The sequence below is a fragment of the Halomonas nitroreducens genome (assembly GCF_003966155.1).
Classification (GTDB): domain Bacteria; phylum Pseudomonadota; class Gammaproteobacteria; order Pseudomonadales; family Halomonadaceae; genus Halomonas; species Halomonas nitroreducens.
This window is the reverse complement of sequence record NZ_RXNS01000038.1, coordinates 1-2,686: the sequence shown is the minus strand read 5'-3', so window position 1 is coordinate 2,686 and position 2,686 is coordinate 1. Positions and strand designations below refer to the sequence as shown.

At 68.8% G+C, this 2,686-nt stretch carries 3 protein-coding genes; all 3 read right to left on the bottom strand.

What is annotated here, in order from left to right; genetic code table 11:
* On the bottom strand, window positions 1–545 hold a 545-nt coding region (locus EKG36_RS20330), incomplete at its 3' end, for a sodium ion-translocating decarboxylase subunit beta (RefSeq protein WP_185827624.1).
* Between the two features lie 10 nt (window positions 546–555).
* Window positions 556–2,364: a sodium-extruding oxaloacetate decarboxylase subunit alpha gene (oadA, locus tag EKG36_RS20325; RefSeq protein ID WP_126487103.1), complete on the bottom strand. Its 1,809-nt coding sequence runs from the start codon at window positions 2,362–2,364 to the stop codon at window positions 556–558.
* A 58-nt stretch (window positions 2,365–2,422) separates the two neighbouring features.
* Window positions 2,423–2,671: an OadG family protein gene (locus tag EKG36_RS20320; RefSeq protein ID WP_126487102.1), complete on the bottom strand. Its 249-nt coding sequence runs from the start codon at window positions 2,669–2,671 to the stop codon at window positions 2,423–2,425.
* Between the last annotated feature and the right edge of the window lie 15 nt (window positions 2,672–2,686).

Genomic DNA, 2,686 nt, shown 5'->3' with positions numbered 1-2,686 from the left:
GCGAAGATGCCGAACTGGGCGGCCGCGCCCAGGAACAGCGTGCGCGGGTTGGCGAGCAGCGGACCGAAGTCGGTCATCGCGCCCACCCCCATGAAGATCACCAGCGGCGCCACGCCGGAGGCGATCGCCACGCTGTAGAACTGGTAGAGCATGCCGGGGGCATGGCCGGCCCCCTTGGCCACGTCGTTGGCGGCGCGGACCAGCTCGGGCGGGGTGTCGCCGTGCAGCACCTCCGTGAGGGTATGGCGCCAGGCCTCGACGCCGGCGGCCGGGTCCAGGCTCAGCTGCAGCGCCGCCGCCATGCGCTCGAGCAGCTCGGGCCCGGCCAGGTGGGCCGCCTGCTCGGCGGCCGACAGCGCCAGCCCCGCCTCGGGAATGTTGGCCAGGATGCCGCCGAAGCCGATCGGCACCAGCAGCAGCGGCTCGAACTTCTTGGCCATGGCCAGCCACAGCAGCAGCAGGCCGACGGCCAGCATCACCGCCTGGCCGAGACTCAGGTTGTAGAGCCCCGAGCCGTACCAGAGCGTCAGAATCTTCTCGGTCATGGAACCTTCCTTAGAGCACGACGAGGGCGTCGCCGACGGCCACGCTGTCGCCTTCGCTGACGTTGACCGCCGAGACGGTGCCCGCCGAGGCGGCCCGCACCTCGGTCTCCATCTTCATGGCCTCGAGGATGATCACCACGTCGCCTTCGGCGACCGCGTCACCGACACTGACGTTGACCTTGAAGATGTTGCCGGCGAGCGGCGCCGCGATGGTCGCGCCCGAGGACGCGGCCGGGGCGGCCGGCGCCGTCGGAGCGGCAGCGGCGCCCTGCTCCTGGACCTGGCTGATCTCGCCGCCCTCGGCGACCTCGACCACGTACGCCTTGCCGTTGACCTTGATGGTGTAGGTCTCGGGGTCGCCGGCCGGGGCCGCGGCCCGGGCCGGCGTTGGCGCCGGCGCGGCCGCACTGCCCGGCGCCTGAGGGGCCGGCTCGAAGGCCTCGGGATTGTCGCGGTTCTTGAGAAACTTCAGGCCGATCTGCGGGAAGAGCGCATAGGTCAGGACGTCGTCGACCTTGCGCTCGCCCTCGGCCAGGCGGATGCCCTCGTCCCGGGCCTTGGCGTCGAGCTCGGCGGTGAGCTTGTCCATCTCCGGCGCGAGCCGATCCGCGGGGCGGCAGGTGATCGGATCATTGCCCTCCAGCACCCGGGCCTGCAGCGCCTTGTCGAAGGGCGCCGGGGCCGCGCCGTACTCGCCGCGCAACAGCGCCTGGACCTCCTTGGAGATGGACGTGTAGCGTTCGCCCATCATCACGTTCATCACCGCCTGGGTCCCGACGATCTGCGAGGTCGGGGTGACCAGCGGGATGTAGCCCAGGTCCTCGCGGACCCGGGGGATCTCCTTGAGCACGTCGTCGAGACGGTCGCCGGCGCCCTGCTCCTTGAGCTGGTTTTCCATGTTGGTGAGCATGCCGCCCGGCACCTGGGCCACCAGGATGCGGCCGTCGATGCCCTTCAGCGAGCCCTCGAAGGCGGCGTACTTCTTGCGCACCTCGCGGAAGTAGGCGGCGATGTCCTCGAGCGCCTCCAGGTCCAGGCCAGTATCGCGCTCGGTCCCCTTGAGCATGGCCACCAGCGACTCGGTGGGGCTGTGGCCATAGGTCATGGACATCGAGGAGATGGCAGTGTCGACGTTGTCGATGCCGGCTTCCACCGCCTTGAGAGCGGTGGCGGTGGACAGCCCGGTGGTGGCGTGGCACTGCATGTGGATGGGGATATCCAGCGCCTTCTTCAGCCGCGATACCAGCTCATAGGCATCGTAGGGGGTGAGCAGCCCGGCCATGTCCTTGATGGCCAGGGAATCGGCCCCCATGGCGGCGATGGACTTGGCCAGTTCGACCCAGCTGTCCAGGGTGTGCACGGGGCTCAGGGTGTAGGAAATGGTACCCTGCGCATGCCCCTCGTTGGCCCGCACCGCCCGAATGGCCCGCTCCAGGTTGCGCGGGTCGTTCATGGCGTCGAAGACGCGGAAGACGTCGACCCCGTTGGTCCGGGCGCGCTCGACGAAGCGGTCGACCACGTCGTCGGCGTAGTGGCGGTAGCCGAGCAGGTTCTGGCCGCGCAGCAGCATCTGCTGGCGGGTGTTGGGCATCGCCGCCTTCAACGCCCGTATCCGCTCCCACGGGTCCTCGCCGAGGTAGCGGATACAGGCGTCGAAGGTGGCGCCGCCCCAGGACTCCAGCGACCAGAAGCCGATCTTGTCGAGCTTCTCGGCAATGGGCAGCATGTCGTCCAGGCGCATGCGGGTGGCGAACAGCGACTGGTGGGCGTCGCGCAGGACCACGTCGGTGATGCCGAGCGGACGTGCATTCTCACTCATGAGAAGTTCCTTGTCGTTATAGGGGTTGGAAAGGGACAGGAGGGAAGGCGGGCCGGCCTCAGCGGCGATGACGCTGGCGATAACGATGCACCGCGGCACTGATCACGGCCATGAGCTCATCGTCGCCGGCCGGCGCGGCGCGCCCGGGCCGGGACGGGGCGGCAGGGGCCGGCTCGGGGAAGAAGCGCCCGATGACCTTGGACATCAGGGTCGTGACGATCACTAGCACGGTAAGAAAAACAAACACGAAGCCCATGCCGAGCCCCATCAGGGCGAAGCCCTCGTTCAACAGCTGCATGTCCTGCATGCGGAAATCTCCTCG

Bases quoted from the DNA above. Each gene is read 5' to 3' on its own strand.
- EKG36_RS20320 (WP_126487102.1), bottom strand. From the start codon at position 2,671: ATGCAGGACATGCAGCTGTTGAACGAGGGCTTCGCCCTGATGGGGCTC.
- oadA (WP_126487103.1), bottom strand. From the start codon at position 2,364: ATGAGTGAGAATGCACGTCCGCTCGGCATCACCGACGTGGTCCTGCGC.